The sequence below is a fragment of the Phytopseudomonas flavescens genome (assembly GCF_900100535.1).
Lineage (GTDB): Bacteria > Pseudomonadota > Gammaproteobacteria > Pseudomonadales > Pseudomonadaceae > Aquipseudomonas > Aquipseudomonas flavescens.
The window spans coordinates 225,157-241,029 of the sequence record NZ_FNDG01000003.1 but is presented as its reverse complement, the minus strand read 5'-3'; the positions used below and the strand labels follow the sequence as shown (position 1 = coordinate 241,029).

The 15,873-nt window shown below is 66.5% G+C and carries 13 protein-coding genes; 5 read left to right on the top strand and 8 right to left on the bottom strand.

Features of this window, described 5'->3' with window-relative positions; translation table 11 throughout:
* Window positions 1–88: 88 nt before the first annotated feature.
* Both BLR94_RS05235 and BLR94_RS05230 read left to right on the top strand, forming a co-directional pair.
* Entirely contained in the window at window positions 89–1,177 is a 1,089-nt protein-coding gene (locus BLR94_RS05235) for a hypothetical protein (protein ID WP_244158084.1), read from the top strand.
* A gap of 22 nt (window positions 1,178–1,199) precedes the next feature.
* Window positions 1,200–1,979, top strand: a complete 780-nt coding sequence (locus BLR94_RS05230) for a DUF1835 domain-containing protein (RefSeq protein ID WP_084303711.1) — start codon at window positions 1,200–1,202, stop codon at window positions 1,977–1,979.
* Here BLR94_RS05230 and BLR94_RS05225 read toward each other — a convergent pair whose 3' ends face one another.
* On the bottom strand, window positions 1,980–2,771 hold the full coding sequence (locus BLR94_RS05225; RefSeq protein WP_084303710.1) for an AraC family transcriptional regulator: 792 nt from the start codon (window positions 2,769–2,771) through the stop codon (window positions 1,980–1,982).
* Window positions 2,772–2,869: 98 nt separating this feature from the next.
* Between BLR94_RS05225 and BLR94_RS05220 the strand changes: the two genes are divergently transcribed.
* On the top strand, window positions 2,870–3,862 hold the full coding sequence (locus BLR94_RS05220) for a bile acid:sodium symporter family protein (protein ID WP_084303709.1): 993 nt from the start codon (window positions 2,870–2,872) through the stop codon (window positions 3,860–3,862).
* A complete protein-coding gene (locus tag BLR94_RS05215; RefSeq protein ID WP_244158082.1) occupies window positions 3,859–4,257 on the top strand; it encodes a DUF2388 domain-containing protein in 399 nt (132 codons plus the stop codon). The genes BLR94_RS05220 and BLR94_RS05215 overlap by 4 nt, the downstream gene beginning before the upstream one ends.
* Window positions 4,258–4,314: 57 nt before the next feature.
* Here the strand turns inward: BLR94_RS05215 and BLR94_RS05210 are convergent, their stop codons facing one another.
* From BLR94_RS05210 to BLR94_RS05200, 3 genes are read right to left on the bottom strand one after another with little or no spacing between them, the layout of a single operon-like run.
* Window positions 4,315–5,265 (bottom strand): SphA family protein, encoded by a 951-nt coding sequence (locus BLR94_RS05210; protein ID WP_084303707.1) that lies wholly within the window; start codon window positions 5,263–5,265, stop codon window positions 4,315–4,317.
* Window positions 5,266–5,321: 56 nt separating this feature from the next.
* Window positions 5,322–6,086: a coniferyl-alcohol dehydrogenase gene (locus BLR94_RS05205; RefSeq protein ID WP_084303706.1), complete on the bottom strand. Its 765-nt coding sequence runs from the start codon at window positions 6,084–6,086 to the stop codon at window positions 5,322–5,324.
* A gap of 37 nt (window positions 6,087–6,123) precedes the next feature.
* Window positions 6,124–7,605, bottom strand: coding sequence for a benzaldehyde dehydrogenase (locus tag BLR94_RS05200; protein ID WP_420492668.1), 1,482 nt, complete (start codon window positions 7,603–7,605; stop codon window positions 6,124–6,126).
* Between the two features lie 268 nt (window positions 7,606–7,873).
* On the opposite strand from BLR94_RS05200, the gene BLR94_RS05195 reads away from it, so the two are divergent.
* Complete coding sequence (locus BLR94_RS05195) at window positions 7,874–9,631, top strand: sigma-54-dependent Fis family transcriptional regulator (RefSeq protein WP_084303704.1); 1,758 nt, start codon at window positions 7,874–7,876, stop codon at window positions 9,629–9,631.
* Window positions 9,632–9,674: 43 nt separating this feature from the next.
* Here the strand turns inward: BLR94_RS05195 and BLR94_RS05190 are convergent, their stop codons facing one another.
* From BLR94_RS05190 to BLR94_RS05175, 4 genes are read right to left on the bottom strand one after another with little or no spacing between them, the layout of a single operon-like run.
* Window positions 9,675–10,526: a tetratricopeptide repeat protein gene (locus BLR94_RS05190; RefSeq protein ID WP_084303703.1), complete on the bottom strand. Its 852-nt coding sequence runs from the start codon at window positions 10,524–10,526 to the stop codon at window positions 9,675–9,677.
* Window positions 10,527–10,562: 36 nt separating this feature from the next.
* Window positions 10,563–13,649, bottom strand: coding sequence for an efflux RND transporter permease subunit (locus tag BLR94_RS05185; RefSeq protein ID WP_084303702.1), 3,087 nt, complete (start codon window positions 13,647–13,649; stop codon window positions 10,563–10,565).
* Entirely contained in the window at window positions 13,646–14,713 is a 1,068-nt protein-coding gene (locus BLR94_RS05180) for an efflux RND transporter periplasmic adaptor subunit (RefSeq protein WP_084303701.1), read from the bottom strand. The genes BLR94_RS05185 and BLR94_RS05180 overlap by 4 nt, the downstream gene beginning before the upstream one ends.
* Entirely contained in the window at window positions 14,710–15,807 is a 1,098-nt protein-coding gene (locus BLR94_RS05175; protein ID WP_084303700.1) for an efflux RND transporter periplasmic adaptor subunit, read from the bottom strand. The genes BLR94_RS05180 and BLR94_RS05175 overlap by 4 nt, the downstream gene beginning before the upstream one ends.
* Window positions 15,808–15,873: the final 66 nt, after the last annotated feature.

The window sequence follows — 15,873 nt, the reverse complement described above, 5'->3', positions numbered from 1 at the left end:
CTGTCATCTTGCCGGGCAGGCCGTACTGAACCTTGCCGTGGCATTCACTGCTTCCATGGCGGATACTCGACAGCCCTGCGTGACATGAATGAGGACGCTTCTCTTGCGTTTCCTGCTGCTGCCCCTGCTTGCCATCGCCGCTCCTGCGCTGGCCGATGTGCGTATCGATGACCTCACGGCCAAGCGCAGCGACTGGGAGACCTATCGCTTCCCGCTGCTGGTCGGCGACACCCCCGCCATCGGGCGTATCAACACCTTTCTGCATGCCGTCGAGTTGCAGGCGCTTCCCGGGCGTTTCGCCAAATCGCCGTTCGAGAACGTGCAGCCCAAGGAGGGCGAGCATTGGGGTGTGAACCGCCTCGACTACCAGGTTCTGGGCCAGGGGCCGGGGTATCTTTCCCTGGCGGTCGAGGGTGAGTACACCGCGGCTTACACCAGCCAGAGCACCCGCACTTACAACTTCGATCTGGTCAGCGGACGGCCCATCGGCTTGCGGCAACTGTTCAGTCACGATGGGCTGCAGCGTGTGCAGAACGAAGTGCAGGGCGCGCGGGCGAAGCGCATGGAAGGCTTTCTCGCAAAGCTGCCGCCAGGCAAACCCGGTCACCCCGAGAACCTCAGCGAAGACGAGCAAATGCTGGAGGGCCAGCGCGAGCTCTATCTCAGTTGCCTGGACTCGCGCCGCGAGGCGGGACTCGACTATGACCGTGTGCAACTGGGTGGCGACAGCCTGACCCTGGTCGCCGAAGGTTGCGCCTCCCACGTCAATCTCGCCCTCGACGATCTCGGCGAGTTCCCCAGCAGCTTCAGTTATCAGGCCCTGAGCAAGGATCTCAGCGCTTATGGCCGCTGCCTGCTGCTGCAGCACCGTAGCGACTGCGCGCTACCTGAGGATACCTCCGCCCAGAGCGTTTACCACGGCACGCTGGGACGCTACCCGATCACCCTGGTGCTCGAGCAGCTGTATGCCGACCACAGCCTGTCCGCCAGCTACTTCTACGACAAGCATGCCAAGCGCATAGAGCTCGGTGGCGAGCACCAGCAGGACTTCGTCACGCTCTACGAGAGCAGCGAGCCCCCGGCCCGCTTCGAACTCGAGTTCCAGGCCGATGGCAGCCTGAAAGGCACCTGGCAGCAGGGCGAGAAGCCGGCGCTGGATGTCCGGCTCACCCCGTGACCTCGGTCGACAAGGAGCACCTATGTGGCATCTGGTATGTGGCGACAACGCCGTAGAGGGCGTGAGCCATGTGATCGGGCAGCAGGCTGCCGATGACGGGCTGCGGGTCATGCGTGACGACCTGGCGGTCGGCCCGCTGGGCGATGTCGACGTGCCGCCTTGTGCAGCACGCGTGACGTTCTGGGGCGCGGTGTGGCCGGAGGGCGTAATGCCGGTTGCGGATTTCGCTGCCGGGCTACCCGCCGATGCGCAGTGGATCGCCGGTCTTGCCCGGCAGAAGCGCCCTGTCACCGTCTGGCATGGCGACAGTGCCAGTGAACAGTTGCTGCTGGCGCGGGTGGTGCATGCGCTGGAGGGCAGTGATGTGCTGTTGCTCGAGGTCACCTGCGGCACCGGCAACAGCTGGGTGCAGAGCCGCAAGGCGGTGGCCATGCACGCACCCCAGACGCTGTTCGCCCTGGCCAAACCTAAGCCGGTCGAGCCAGAACGCCGTGCAAGCCTGGCCGCACAATGGCACTCGGCGGTGACGGATGGTGGGCTGATTCATCGTTGGCAGGCGGGGAGCTTCACGGCCGAGGATTACCAGGCTATCGACGCTGCCCTGCTGCGTCAGTCTCGAGCCGAGCCGCAACCCCTGGCCCGCGTCATGGCCGAGGTGATGGCGCGTTGCGACGGCTTCTTCGCCAGCGATTACTTCCTGTTCTGGCGCGCCCGCGAGTTGGCTGCAGACGGCCTGCTGGTGCTCGACGGCGAGCCGGGCGAGCACGGCTACTCAGGGCTGCAGGTACGCCGTAGTAGCTGATCAACCGCGGAAAAACTCCCCCGGCGTGGCGCCGAACTGCTGGCGAAAGGCGGCGATGAAAGCCGAGGTGGAGTCGTAGCCGCAGAGCAGGGCCACGTCGGTGACGCGCTGGCCCCGTTCCAGCGGTGTCAGGGCGCCGAGCAGGCGCAGGCGTTGGCGCCAGGCGCGGAAGGTCAGCCCGGTATCGCGCAGGAACAGGCGACTCAGGGTCTTTTCCGACACGCCGAGGTTTTCGCCCCAGGCTGCCAGCGGGCGGTCGTCATCGGGTTTTTTCTGCAGGCGGCTGCACAGGGCACGCAGGCGTGGGTCGCTCGGCAGCGGCAATGACAGGTGCACTTCGGGCGCCATCCGCAGGCGGTCGAGCAGCACCTGGGCGAGGCGCCCGTCCGGCCCTGCTTCGTCGTACTCCACCGGCAGCTCGCAGAAGCTGCGGATCAGCTCACGGGTCAGGGCGTCCACGCCCAGCACACGGCAACTGCCGGGCATCTGATCGCCATGGCCATCGTCCACGTAGAGGCTGCGCATCTCGGTGTTCGGCGAACTCAGCACTTCATGTTCCAGCCCTGCGGGAATCCAGATGGCCCGTTGTGGCGGCGCCACGAAGCTGCCGACGGCGGTGCGCACCTGCAGCACGCCCTGGATGGCATAGGTCAGCTGTACCCAGGCGTGGCTATGGCGTGGGGTCCCGGTCTGGCGGCGGAGCGATTCGTTGCGCGCATAGAGGGGGCGCGGCAGGCGCTCCAGCTGGGGAACGCTGCGTTCGGCAATCGCAGTTTGTCCGTTTGGCGACATGATCTGGCTTTATGGCGTTAGTCGGCAATCGAGGCTCAGGGTAGAGTGGAGGCCTTTGTATGGCAACCGCTTGCCTTCGTCCGCTTGGAATTCCGCCCATGGCCCGCTCCCGTCTACTGCCCGATAACTTCACGCTGACCCTGATCGCCGTCGTTCTCACCGCCACCTTCCTGCCTGTCAGGGGCGATGTCGCGGTGGCCTTCGGCTGGATCACCAACCTGGCCATCGCCCTGCTGTTCTTCCTGCATGGCGCCAAGCTGTCGCGCGAGGCCATCGTTGCCGGTGCCGGCCACTGGCGCCTGCATCTGCTGGTGTTCAGCTGCACCTTCATTCTCTTCCCACTGCTGGGGCTGGCGCTCAAGCCGCTGCTGTCGCCGATGATCGGCACCGAGCTGTACCTGGGCATGCTTTACCTGTGCGCGCTGCCGGCCACCGTGCAGTCGGCCATCGCGTTCACGTCCCTGGCGCGCGGCAACATTCCGGCGGCGATCTGCAGCGCGGCGGCCTCCAGCCTGTTCGGCATTTTCCTCACGCCGCTGCTGGTGGCCTTGCTGATGGACGTACACGGCAGCGGCGGTTCGACCCTGGACGCCATTGGCAAGATCACCCTGCAACTGCTGGTGCCCTTCATCCTCGGCCAGATCGCCCGACGCTGGATCGGTGCCTGGGTAGGTCGCAACAAGAATTGGCTCAAGTACGTCGACCAGAGTTCGATCCTGCTGGTGGTCTACACCGCGTTCAGCGCGGCGGTGGTCGAAGGCCTGTGGAATCAGGTCTCCTGGCCGACCCTGGCGGCGCTGGTGTTCGCCTGTTGCCTGTTGCTCGCGCTGGCGCTGTGCATCACTGCGCTGCTCGGCAAATGGTGTGGCTTCAGCCTGGAAGATCGCATCACCATCCTGTTCTGCGGCTCGAAGAAGAGCCTGGCCACGGGTGTGCCCATGGCCCAGGTGCTGTTCGCCGGCAGCAGCATCGGCCTGATGATCCTGCCGATGATGCTGTTCCACCAGATCCAGCTGATGGTCTGCGCGGTGATTGCCCAGCGTTATGCCAAGCGGGCCGATCCTGTCGAACACAAGGTGGTGGTGAATTGAGCCATTCCATGCATCTCAAGGCTTCACTGTTGGTAATCGCCTTGCTGCCGACCCTGCCGGCTCATGCCTGGGTTCGAGTCGCGCCGGAGCTGGATGAAAATCCCGTGGTGGGCACGACCTACTACGGCGTGTTGTCGACCCTGGTGCCGATCCTCACCACGACCAAGCCGGGAGATGGCACCGAGCTGGCCGGGGAAATATCGAAGGAGAGCAGCAGCATCGACCAGAAGATGAAGCTGGCTCGGGACGATGCAGCGGCCTTCGTCGGCAGTCACGGTCAGATTCGCGGCGTGATGCTGGAAGCGGCGCTGGACGCACTGCAGCAACGCAGCGAGCTGGCCTCCTACAGTGACATGCAGCTGGCAGAAGCCTTGCTGGCCTACGAACCTCGCTGAACACGTTGAGCGCCAGTGACGCAAGCGAGGCGCGGGTGCCTCGCTTGCGGTCGAGCGCTAGAACAGCTTGTGCACGAAGCTGACCACGAACTTGTTGCCCTGCGTGCGGTTCTCCGCGTCCTGCTCGAAGTAGCTGTTGGCCGTTACGATGTTCTCCTTGGAAAAGGCGTAGGTCAGGCCGGGGCCGATGGCCCAGACCTGTTCGCGGCGACCGCTGACCTCGTGGCCATCGACCCTGGTATCGCTGATCTGCTTGAGCCAGTAGCCGGCGAGGCCGACGCTCAGGCGCTCGGTCAGCGCGTACTGGGTGGCGAAGTTGGCGTGCAGTGCCTGGCCAGCCTGGCTGCTGGAGACATCGCCGAAAGCCGTGGAGGGCTCGTCGTTCCTGGCGTTCCACAGGTACCAGAAGCGCCCGCTGAGCGACCACTTGGGCGTTGCCCACCAGGTCGCGGCGTAGTAGGGGTTGAACGACCAGAAGTTGCCGCCCGGGTTGACCGAATTGTCGCGGTCATAAGCGCCGGTGGGCAGGATCACCTCGGCCTCGAGGCGCTGGGCGAACAGCGGCGAGCCATCGGCGCGGGTGCTCAGCGACGACTGCAGGAAGGCGCCCAGCACGATGTCGCCGACCCCCTCCCGTGAGCTCAGTACGCTGTTGTCGAGGCCGTCGTCCACCTTGGCGTGGGCCAGCCAGGGCACGATCACCGTGAAGCCGGGCATCCAGCCATTGTCCATGGGCTGGCCCAGGTGGATGAGCTGGGTGACCGGGGCGAAGGTCTCTATCTCCTGCTTGGGCAAGGGCAGTTTGTCGCCGCGTTCGTCGTTGAAACGCGAGGCTTTTCCGTAGATCAGGTATTCGACCAGATACCCACCCGGCCCGCCGGGCAGCGGCGCGCCGTCGTAGAAACTGGTGGAGCCGAGATTGATCGAGGGCTGGTCGTAGGCGTGGGCGCCGCCGGCGGTGAGGGTAGTCAGGCCCAGGGTGAGGGCCGTTACGCGCGATAGGTGCATGAGGGTGATCCTTGTCTTGTTGTTTTTGTTGTCGATCGGCTGCCGTGTCGTGCGGCTTAGACGTAACTGGCCGCCAGTCCTCCATCCACGGGAACGTTGGCGCCGCAGACCCAGCGCGCCGCATCGGAGCAGAGGAACAGCACCACGGCAGCCACTTCGTCGGCCAGGGCCGGGCGCTTCATGTGCTGGCCGTCGCGCGCCAGGCGCTCGGCGCTGAGCATCTGCACGAAGTCGCCGAGGATCGGCGTGAACACCGGGCCGGGCGCGACGCAGTTGAGGCGCACGTCATGCTCGCGGAACCAGCTCGAAGCCTGCTGGTAGGACCAGACGATCAGGGCCTCCTTGAAGTACTGGTAGCAGGTCGCCTGTTCCACCGGGTTGCGCTCGAGCCAGTCGCTCCCCGCCTTGAATCCCGCGGTGGCGGCCAGGGCCTTGTGGAGGTCGAGGCGTTGCGGCCATTCGGCGCCGAGGATCGAGGCCGCATTGACGATGCAGCCGCCCGCGAGGCGTGGCAGCAGGCCCTCGCTCAGGTGACGCAGGCCGAGGTAGTTGACCCGGCCGACCCGTTCGGCCGGCGAGGTGCCCGGCACCCCGCCGATGTTGCACAGCCCGTCGATGCGTTCGGGCAGCCTGGCGATCACCCCATCGATACTGTCAGGGTCGCCGAGATCCACCGGGTGGTAGGCGTCGACGCTGATCTGCGGTTCGTGACGATCCAGTGCGATGACCCGTGCGCCCTGAAAGCGCGCCAGGCGTGCGACTTCGGCACCGATGCCGGAGGCAGCGCCGGTAATCACCAGGGTCTTGTCGTACAGTTTCATGGTGTGTCCTCTCTTTCTTGTTGTAGGCAGGGAGCTGTCAGAAGGGGTACTGCGGTGGGGTTTCCTTGACCGTCACCCATTGCCATTGGGTGAACTCGTCCCAGTTGGCCGGGCCGCTCATGCTGCCGCCGTTGCCCGAGTGGCCACGCCCGCCGAAGGGATTCACGCCGTCGTCGTTCACGGTCTGGTCGTTGATGTGCAGCATGCCGCAGTCGAGCCTTGCCCCCAGGGCCATGGCGCGGCCCACGGAGCGGGAGATCACCGCCGCGGCGAGTCCGTATTCGCTGCGGTTGGCCAACTCGATGGCCTCTTCGTCGTTGGCGAAACTGGTCACGCAAGCCACCGGGCCGAACAGTTCCTGGTCGAAGGCCGGCATGCCCGGGGTCACGTGGCTGAGCACGGTGGGTTGGTAGAACAGGCCCTGGTAACGACCTCCGGCCTGCAAGCGTGCGCCGGCGACCACGCTGTCGAGCACCATCTGGTGAGTACGGACCAGTTGGTTCTCGTTGATCATCGGGCCGAGTTCCACCTCGCCACTGGCCGGGTCACCAACGCGCAGCCGCCGCGTGCGCTCGACCAGCCCTTCCACGAAGCGCTCGACCAGCGACGCCTGCACCAGGATCAGCCCGCTGGCCATGCAGATCTGCCCCTGGTGCAGAAAGGCGCCCCAGGCGGCGCAGCTCAGGGCGCGTTCCAGGTCGGCGTCGTCGAGTACGATCAGCGGGTTCTTGCCGCCCAGCTCCAGGGCGACCTTCTTCAGGTGGCGCCCGGCGGTTTCCGCCACCTTGCGCCCGGCGGCGGTGGAGCCGGTGAAGGCGATCATCCGCACATGGCGATCGGCACACAGCGCCGCCCCGGCCTGGGCGCCACCGGGCAGCACATGCAGCACGCCCGCCGGCAGGCCGGCCTCCTCGAACAGACGGGCGATCAGGAAGCCGCCGCTGATCGGGGTCTGTGGGTCGGGTTTGAGCAGCACCGCATTGCCGGCTGCAAGGGCCGGCGCAACGGCGCGAATGGACAGGATCAGCGGGAAGTTGAACGGCGATATCACCCCGATCACGCCATGGGGCAGGCGCCGCGCGTAGGACAGCGTGCCAGCGCCACTTGGCAGCACCAGGCCGTGGGGTTGCATCACTTGCCCGGCGGCCAGCTGCAGGAACAGCACCGCCTCGCGCACTTCATGATGAGCCTTGGGCAGGATGCCACCGGTCTCGCGGGCGATGAACAGTGCGCACTCCTCGGCGTGTGCCTGCAGCACCTGGGCGGCACGCAGGAAGATGTCCGCCCGCTGGCGCGGGGCGACGGCTTCCCAGGCGGGCTGATGGCGAGCCGCGCTGGCAGCGGCCTGGGTGATGTCTTCGGCACGGGCTTCGCCGGTGGTGGTCAGGCACCGGCCCGTGGCGGGTTCGATGACAGGGTTACGGCCTCCCGACAGCGGTGCGTGCCAGCTGCCGGTAAACAGCTTGCCGTCCCAGCGGCTTTCATCCAGTAATGCGTGCGTCGATTGCGTTTGCGGCAGTCGAGACATGGTGTCTCCTTGGGGGTATTGTTGTTTTGGTTGATTTGCCTGTGGCCAGGAAGCAATGCGCAAGGAGTGTGCCCAGGTACGCCCTGGTGCCTGGGCGGCGTATGAATCCTCAATAATTTCAATAAATTGGATGCATTCATCAGGTTCCTGACGGTCCACGCTGGCGCAGGTAGCAGCGATGGACTGTTGCAAATGAGCAACTGACCGAGTCGTGGGTCGGCCTGGACATGATGATTTGCGCAAGCACGGAGCCGTAGCCATGGCCGATCCCCAGCGTATTTCCCTGGATGCCCTGCACATCACCGAGCCCCCGCATTACCGGGGCGCCAGCGACGCCCTGGACGTACAGAGCTCGCCGACCTTGCGCGAGCTGACCGAGTGCCTGTTCTTTTCGCCGGGCGATGGGCGCATCTGGCTCAATGACCAGCGCATGGTGCTGCTGCACTGTGCCGCCCTCGGCGCGCTGCGCTGCGAACTGATCGACAGCCTCGGCCTGGAGCGCGCCCGTGGCTTGCTGACCCGCGCCGGCTACCTGTCTGGAGCACGGGATGCACGCCTGGTGCAGCAGCGTTGGGCGGATGCCGAGCCGGCCTCGATCTTCGCCGCCGGCATTCGCCTGCATGGCCTGGAGGGCATGGTCAAGGTGGAACCGCTGCATTTCGAGTTCGACGTCGACCGTGGTCACTATGACGGCGAGTTCCTCTGGCACCATGCCCACGAGGACGATGAGCACATCGCCGCCTATGGCATCGGTAATGATCCGGCCTGCTGGATGGAACTGGGCTATGCCACCGGTTACGTGAGTGGCCTGTTCGGCCGTCTGGTGGTGTTCCGTGAGGTGGAGTGCCGGGCCATGGGGCACCAGGTGTGCCGGGTTCTGGGCAAGACCGCCGAGCTGTGGGGCGACGTGGAGGAGGACCTGCGTTACCTGAATGCGTCCGCCGACGACGGCGAGCATTGCCGGCTGGATCGCGCCCCGTGCCTGCCGCTGGCCGCTACCGGTGCGCCGGCCGAGGACGGTCGCATGATCGGCGCCTCGGCGGCCTTCAATACCGCTTTCCAGTCGCTGCAGCGGGTCGCGCTTACCCCGGCCACGGTGTTGTTCAGTGGTGAGTCTGGCGTGGGCAAGGAGCTGTTCGCCAGTAACCTGCACCGCATGAGCGCGCGTCGCGAGGGGCCTTTCGTGGCCCTCAATTGCGCGGCCATCGCCGAGAGCCTGATCGAGGCGGAGCTGTTCGGTGTCGAGCGCGGTGCCTACACCGGCGCCAGCCACTCGCGGCCTGGCCGCTTCGAGCGTGCCCAGGGCGGCACGCTGTTTCTCGACGAGGTCGCCTGCCTCAGCCTGCCGGGGCAGGGCAAGTTACTGCGCGCCTTGCAGGAGCGGGAGATCGAGCGGGTCGGCGGCACCTCGGTCATCCACGTCGACGTGCGGGTGATCGCGGCGACCAACGTGGATCTGCGCGCTGCCGTGCGCCGGGGTGATTTTCGCGAGGATCTCTACTACCGGCTCAACGTCTACCCGATCCATATTCCGCCGCTGCGTGAGCGCCGCGACGACATCCCCCTGCTGGTGGATTTCTTCATGCGCCGTTATTGCGAGCGCTATGGGCGTACCCCGGTCGGTTTGACCATGCGCGGCATCAAGGCGCTGCTCAACTACGATTTCCCCGGCAATATCCGCGAATTGCAGAACCTCATCGAACGGGGGGTGATCGCCAGCAACGAGGGGGCCGCGATCGACCTCAACCACCTGTTCCGCGACGAGGAGCTGCCCGCCGAGTTCTACTCGCTGCTGCAGCAGGGGCGCCTGGTGCAGGAATCCGCCAGCGTGGACGAGGTGGATCTGTTCGCCCGGCTCGCCGCCGACCCTGCTACCGGTCTGTCCCTGGCGGCGGTGGAGAACCGTCTGCTCAAGCAGGCCCTGCACAGAGCTGGAGGCAATGTTGCCGGCGCTGCCCGGATGCTTGGCCTGACCCGGGCCCAGTACGCCTACCGGCTCAAGCGCGCCCAGGCTTGAGGGACGCTCGGCGTACTGTGCAGCGGTCCTGCGGGCACGTACTTCAGAGGTGCCTCGGCCCGTTCGCCAGGATGGCGCTGAGGCTTATCTGGCGCGCCCACTGGGCCTCGCGCTCGAAGCCATAGCGTTGTTGCAGGGATAGGGTTTCGCCACCCAGGTACTGGGCCTGCGCCTGCAGCAACAGCAGGGCGCTGGGGGTGTCGCCGCGTTCGACGTAGGCCGCGATGACCGCGTCGATCACCGGGTACAGGTCGTTGTACTTGCTGCCGCCGCAGGGGATGGCGGCGAATGCCGCGCGGTGCTGCCAGAGCGGGTCGTCGGCCAGGTCCGCCGGGCCGTCCGCCTGGCTGGCCAGCCATGTCCATATCCGCTCTACCGTGGGCCCGCTGCCGAAGCAGGGAGGCGCCAGCAGGGTACGTACGGCAAGCCGGCAGGCATCGTCGTGGCGCTCCAGGCGCCGGTATTGGCTGACCAGCAAGGCCGAAGCGTCGGCGTACTCGGGCAGCCGCTGCAGCGTGCGTTCCAGCAGGGCCACGGCGGCGTCCACCGCCTGTTGTTTCACGAGCAGGCGGGCCTGTTCGCAGGCCGCCCGCGGGGCGTGCGGGTCGGCGCTGAAATCCGCATGTTCCAGGTAGCCGTCGTCGTCTTCCAGGGCGTGGGAGGCGGCGAGAAAGGTGTCGAGGCTGGAGAAGGCCGGTACCAGGCGGCCCTCGTCATGGAACGTCTCCACCACGATCGGCTCACGGCCTTCCTGGCCCACCGGCCAGTAAAGGCCATAACTGTCGCCATTGCCCAGGGCATGCTCGGCAAAGGGCAAGAAGCCAGGGATGCCGCCGGGCAGGAGGGTGTCGTCGAGGCTGATCTCGGTGACCCGGTCGGGCAGTTTCAAGGGCATGTGCAACTCCGTTGGGCAGCGTCGGGCCGCGGCAGTCTAGTGCAGGGGCGGTTCATTGTCCTCGTGCGCCGGCTCCTCGATGCGGTACCAGGCCACGTACAACGCCGGCAGGAACAGCAGGGTCAACAGGGTGGCGCTGAAGATACCGCCGATCATGGCGTAGGCCATCGGCCCCCAGAACACTTCGCGGGCGATGGGGATCATGCCCAGGCTGGCGGCAGCGGCGGTCAGCAGGATCGGCCGGCGGCGGTGCTGGGTGGCGTCGATCACGGCCTGCCACGGCGAGTCGCCGCCACGCTCGAACTCGTCGATCTGGGTCACCAGGATCACCGAGTTGCGGATGATGATGCCGATCAGCGCCAGGATACCGAGGATGGCCACGAAGCCCATGGGCGTGCCGGTGGGCACCAGCGCCAGGACCACGCCAATAAGCCCCAGGGGCGCCACGCTGAACACCAGAAAGGTCTTCGCCACGCTGTGCAGCTGGATCATCAGGAAGGTCGCCATCAGGAACAGCATCAACGGCAGCACGCTGGCGATCGGGCCCTGGGCCTTGCCGCTTTCTTCTACGGTGCCGCCGGTGGCGACGCTGTAGCCAGTGGGTAGCTCGTCGGAGAATTTCTGGATATCCGGCGCCAGGTTGGCGACCAGATCGGTCGGCTGGATCTCGCTGACCACCGCCGCCTTGAGGGTGATGGTCGGTTTGCGGTCACGGCGCCAGACCAGCGGCTGTTCCAGTTCATAGCCCACGGTGGCGAACGCGCGCAGCGGAACGGCCACCCCGCTCGGGGTGACGATCTGCAGGTTCTCCAGGGTCTGCGGCGAACTGCGCTCGCTGTCTTCGGCCCGGCCGATCACGTCGATCAGGTAGATATCGTCCTTGACCTGGGTGACCGTGGTGCCGCTGACGATGCTGTTCAGCAGGTTGGCGACATCTTCGGAAGACAGCCCGAACTGGCGCGCCTTATCCTGTGCGATGTCGATGCGCAGCACCTTGCCCGGCTCGTTCCAGTCGTAAACCATCTCGCCGATGTCCGGATTCTTGTCCAGTAGCGCCGCCAGTTCCAGGGCGTGCTTGCGCACCTGGTCGACATCCGCCCCGCTGATCCGGTACTGGATCGGCCGGCCCACCGGCGGGCCCATCTCCAGCGGCTGGACGAAGCTGCCGATGCCGACGAAGTCCTCGCGCAGGCGTTTCTTCAGCTTGCCGACCAGCCGATCACGGGCGTCGATGTCCTGGCTGACGATCACCAGTTGAGCGTAGAACGGGTTCTGCAGTTGCTGATCCAGCGGCAGGTAGAAGCGCAGGGCGCCCTGGCCGATGTAGGTGCTCCAGCGGGCGATGTCCGGATCGTCCTTGAGGCTGGCCTCGAGGCGGTCGACCTGGGCACGGGTCTCGTTGATCGAGGCGTTCTGCGGCAGGTTGAGATCGACGAGGATTTCCGGGCGATCCGAAGCGGGGAAGAACTGGCTCTGCACCAGGGTCATGCCGGCCAGGGAGGCGGCGAACAGGGCTATCGTCAGGCCGATGGTCCACCAGCGGTGCCGCATGGCCAGCAGCAGGCCCTTGTCGAAGGCGCGGGCGATGCGTCCCGGGCCGCTTTCCTTGGCCTTCATGCGCTTTGGCAGGATGTGCACGGCGATGACCGGGGCGAACACCACCGCCACCAGCCAGGACAGCGACAGCGCCACGGCGATCACCGCGAACAGGGTGAAGGTGTACTCGCCAGCGGAGCTGGCGTTGAGGCCGATGGGCACGAAGCCGGCTACCGTCACCAGGGTACCGGTGAGCATCGGGAATGCCGTGGAGGTGTAGGCGAAGGTGCCGGCGTCGTGCAGCGAGTCGCCTTTTTCCAGGCGGGTGACCATCACCTCCACGGTGATCATGGCGTCATCGACCATCAGCCCGAGGGCGATGATCAGCGCGCCAAGGGAAATCCGCTGCATGGTGATGCCGCTGTATTCCATGAACATGAACACCATGGCCAGCACCAGCGGGATCGAGCAGGCGACCACCAGGCCGGCGCGGATGCCGAGGCTGACGAAGCTCACCAGCATGACGATCAGCACGGCTTCGAACAGGGCGCGGGTGAAGCCGCTGACCGCTTCCTCCACCACTTCGGCCTGGTCGGACACCACATGCACGCCGACGCCCACCGGCAGGTCGGCGGTCAGCTCGTCCATGCGTGCGTGCAGGGCCTTGCCGAAGGTCTGGATGTTGCCGCCGTCGCGCATGGCGATGGCCAGGCCGATGGCCGGCGTGCCATTGAAGCGGAACAACGCTTGCGGCGGATCGACGTAGCCACGGCTGATCTCGGCGATATCGGTCAGCCGATAGAAGCGGTCATCCAGGCGCAGGTTGACGTTGCGCAGGTCGGCTTCCGAGGCGAACTGGCCGCTGGTGCGCACGGAAATCCGCTCGGGGCCCGCCTCTATCACCCCGGAGGGCGTCACCGCGTTCTGCGCCTGCAGGCTCTGGATCACCTGGCTCTGGTCGATGCCCAGGGCGGCCAGTTTGCGGGTCGAGAAGTTGAGGTAGAACACCTCGTTCTGCTGGCCGACCATCTGCACCTTGCCCAGGTCGGGCACGCTGCGGATCTCGGCGCGCACCTGCTCGACGTAGTCGCGCAGGGCCCGCATGCTCAGGCCGTCACCGGTAAAGGCGTAGATGGAACCGAACACATCGCCGAACTCGTCGTTGAACGAGGGACCCTGCAACCCCTGGGGGAACTCGCCGCGAATGTCGTCGATCTTCTTGCGTACCTGGTACCAGATGCCGTCGATCTCGCTGGCCTTGGTGGTGTCGCGCAGGAACACCATGACGGTCGACTCGCCGGGCCGCGTGTAGCTCTTCACGTAGTAGAGGGCGTCCAGCTCCTCGAGCTTCTTCTCGATGCGGTCGGTGACCTGGGTGAGGGTTTCGTCCACCGTGGCGCCCGGCCAGCGGGTCTGGATGACCATGGTCTTGATGGTGAAGGCGGGATCCTCTTCGCGGCCCAGGTTCATGTAGGAAATCACCCCCATGAGCAGGGACACGAACATCAGGTACCAGACGAACGACTGATGGCGCAGCGCCCAGTCGGAGAGGTTGAAGCCGTTCTTGCGTGGCGCTTGCTGATTCATGGTGCCACGCCCTCGTCGATACGTACTGCCTGGCCGTCCTTGAGCAGGCTCAAGCCGGCGCTGACCACTTTGTCGCCTGGCGCCAGGCCCTCGACACTGATCTGTTCGCCCTCGCGGCCGACCACCTGCACGGCGCGCGGGTGCACGGTTTTCGCTGCCGTGTCGATGACCCACACGCGGGGCTGGCCGTCGACTTCCTGCAGGGCGCTGGCCGGCAGCAGGCTGCGGGGTTTCTGTTCGCGGGACAGGCTGACGGCCACCGCGGTGCCCAGGCGCAGGCCGGGTGGGGTGTCTTCCAGGCTCAGGCGCGCACGTCGGGTACGGGTCGCGGCGTCCGCACGGGGCCCCAGCTCGCGAAGTTGGCCGCGGGTGGCGATGCTCGGATCGAGCTGGGAGGCGATGTTGAACTGCACCTGGTCGTCCAAGGCATCGGCCAGTTCCACGGGCAGGTCGAAAACCGCTTCCTTGACGTCGGGCCGGGCCAGCGTCACGACCTCCTGCCCGGCGCCGACCACCTGGCCGGCCTCCACGTGCCAGGCGGTCACCACCGCGTCGAATTCGCTGCTCAGGTTGCCGTAGGCGAGGCGGTCGCGGGCCTGCCGCGTGGCGGCTGCGGCCTGATCGCGGCTGCTGCGGGCGCTGCTCAGTTCGGTCTGCGCCTGCTCCAGCACGGCCTTGGCACCGACCCCTCGGTCGAACAGTTCCTGCTGGCGTCGGGCATTGGCCTGGGCGTTGATCCACTGCGCCTCGCTGCGCGCCTGATCACCCTCGCTGGCGCGCAGGGCGTTCTGCTGATCGGTGGGGTCGAGGGTGGCCAGGGTGGTTCCGGCCTTCACCTCGGCACCGGCGTCCACCAGGCGCTGGGCGACGCGGCCGCCGACCCGAAAGCCCAGGGTGCTCTGCACCCGGGCCTCGACCGTGCCGGCGAAACGCCCCACGACCTGTTGGTTCTGCTGCTGCACCTCGGTGTATAGCACCGGGCGGATCGGCTCGGGCTTCTCTTCTTCGGCGCAGCCTGCCAGAAGCAGTGCGGCGAGCAGGGCGATACCTATGGAGCGCTTCATGGCTGATTGTCCTGCTCGCGCGCTTCGGCGATTTCCACTTTCTGGCCCGGGTGCAGCAGCTGCCCACCGGCCACCACCACGCGATCGCCATCCTGCAGGCCGCCGCGGATGATCACCTTGTCGGTCAGGTAGCGGTCGACCTGTACCGGGTGCAACTGTGCAATGTCGCCATCGCCGAGCCGCCACACCGCCGGCTCGTGCTCGGCCTTGGTGAGCGCCGACCAGGGCAGCTCGACGGCGCGGCTGGCCTGATTGCCCACCTGGGCACTGACCGTGGCCCCCAGGGTCATCGCTGCCGGTACTTGTTCCAGGCCAACCTTGACCTGCACCGTGCCGCTTTGCGCCGAGACCTGAGGGTTGACCTCGCGAACCTGGCCGTCGGCGCTGACCGACGGGTTGTCCAGCAGGCTGACGCGCAACGCCTGGCCGGGCTCGACCAGCAGTGCCTCGAAAACGTTGAACACTGCGTCGCGCTCGCCTTCACGGGCCAGGCCGAAGATCGGCGTGGCTGCCTGCACCACCTGGCCGACCTCGGCCTGGCGGGCGGTGATGACCCCGGCGCTCTCGGCGCGCAGTTCGGTGTAGCCGCTTTGCTCACGGGCGTCGGCCAATTGTGCGTCGGCTGCGGCCAGGCTGTTGCGGGCACTGCGTTCGCTGGCCAGGGCGCTGTCGTATTCGCTGCGGCTGGTGTAGCCCTTGGGCAGCAACTGCTGCTGGCGCCAGAGGTTGGCTGCGCTGAGTTTCACCTGGGCGCGCGCGGCCTCGGCGGCGGCCTCGGCGGAGCGCACCGCATTGCGTTGATCCTGGGGGTCGAGACGCGCCAGAACCTGGCCGGCCTGCACGCTGTCACCCACATCGGCCAGGCGCTCGATGATCTTGCCGCCGATGCGGAACGACAGGTCGGTCTGCACCCGTGCCTGGATATCGCCGGTCAGCGTGGCATCGGCCGCGTAGTCGATCTGGCTCACGGTCGCCACCTTGACCCGTGGGTGCTGCGGCTCGGGTGGTGCCTCATCGGCACAGCCGGCCAGCAGCGCGAAAGCCAGCGAGGCCGCGGCAATGCGAGGCGAGGCGAAGATCGATACGGGCGGCATGGGAGCTCCGGCACGGCAGGAAGCGAAGGTGTGTGCAGATGCGACCGCGGCAGGCGACGAACGGTT

Excerpts from the sequence above, each read along its gene's own strand:
- BLR94_RS05175 (WP_084303700.1), bottom strand. The coding sequence starts at position 15,807 with ATGCCGCCCGTATCGATCTTCGCCTCGCCTCGCATTGCCGCGGCCTCG.
- BLR94_RS05230 (WP_084303711.1), top strand. The coding sequence starts at position 1,200 with ATGTGGCATCTGGTATGTGGCGACAACGCCGTAGAGGGCGTGAGCCAT.
- BLR94_RS05180 (WP_084303701.1), bottom strand. The coding sequence starts at position 14,713 with ATGAAGCGCTCCATAGGTATCGCCCTGCTCGCCGCACTGCTTCTGGCA.
- BLR94_RS05235 (WP_244158084.1), top strand. The coding sequence starts at position 89 with ATGAGGACGCTTCTCTTGCGTTTCCTGCTGCTGCCCCTGCTTGCCATC.
- BLR94_RS05195 (WP_084303704.1), top strand. The coding sequence starts at position 7,874 with ATGGCCGATCCCCAGCGTATTTCCCTGGATGCCCTGCACATCACCGAG.
- BLR94_RS05190 (WP_084303703.1), bottom strand. The coding sequence starts at position 10,526 with ATGCCCTTGAAACTGCCCGACCGGGTCACCGAGATCAGCCTCGACGAC.
- BLR94_RS05185 (WP_084303702.1), bottom strand. The coding sequence starts at position 13,649 with ATGAATCAGCAAGCGCCACGCAAGAACGGCTTCAACCTCTCCGACTGG.
- BLR94_RS05210 (WP_084303707.1), bottom strand. The coding sequence starts at position 5,265 with ATGCACCTATCGCGCGTAACGGCCCTCACCCTGGGCCTGACTACCCTC.
- BLR94_RS05220 (WP_084303709.1), top strand. The coding sequence starts at position 2,870 with ATGGCCCGCTCCCGTCTACTGCCCGATAACTTCACGCTGACCCTGATC.
- BLR94_RS05205 (WP_084303706.1), bottom strand. The coding sequence starts at position 6,086 with ATGAAACTGTACGACAAGACCCTGGTGATTACCGGCGCTGCCTCCGGC.
- BLR94_RS05225 (WP_084303710.1), bottom strand. The coding sequence starts at position 2,771 with ATGTCGCCAAACGGACAAACTGCGATTGCCGAACGCAGCGTTCCCCAG.